This window comes from Vibrio sp. 1402 (assembly GCF_033340275.1).
The window spans coordinates 1-745 of sequence record NZ_JAWOWE010000220.1; the positions used below are offsets into that span (position 1 = coordinate 1).

Sequence of the window (745 nt, forward strand, 5' to 3'; positions counted from 1 at the left end):
TTCTTATGTGTGACTAAGTTTTATACCTTCCAAAAAGAAAAGTACTTTTTAATGTACCAAATACTCCGGTTTAAAATGTTGATACCAGTTACTTTTTAAAAATATAAACTTTATCTTGTAACCAAGACTTGTCTTCGTCAATCGAGAAAGAATAACCTTGTCTTATTAAGTGTTCTTTAGTAAGAAACATAAGTGCAGTTGGCGCTACAATTGTTATGATTGAAAAGGAAATTATAACCCTTACGAAAAGTGCTTCTTTTTTGTGTGATAACTTTCTTTTATTTAAAAATACAGTTATTAAAAAAATAAAACAAGATATAAATATCCAACTTCCAAATAGTCCATAAAGTGCGCCCTGAGAAATGATTATAACTTCATCTTTGTTATATATATTTTACATAGTTAATTACATCGTTGTAAAAGAAGTAAATGCAAGATAAGCCTAATAAAAGAAATAACAATGATATCAAAAGTGTTGATGTTAAATCTAAGTCATCTTCTTGTTTCATAAAAATACCCCATTCTTTATGTAACTTCTACCTATCACATCGTTGATTCTCATTTCTTCTTGTTTTAGTGATTCATTCAATGTTTTCTCTAGTGCTAGTTTGAATTTTTGGGTTATCTCATATTTATTATCAATGTGGTTTAAAATGTTCCCGACAACCAAGCTTACATCTATAGCTAAAAATAATGGGCCAGAAGTTAGAGCGAAAATAGTAGTCGCTCCAGAAATTCCTTTTAC

At 28.7% G+C, this 745-nt stretch carries 1 pseudogene; it reads right to left on the bottom strand.

Annotated elements, in window-relative coordinates:
- Positions 1-505 precede the first annotated feature (505 nt).
- Positions 506-745 (bottom strand): annotated as a pseudogene (locus tag R7044_RS25210) (hypothetical protein); the annotation flags it as partial.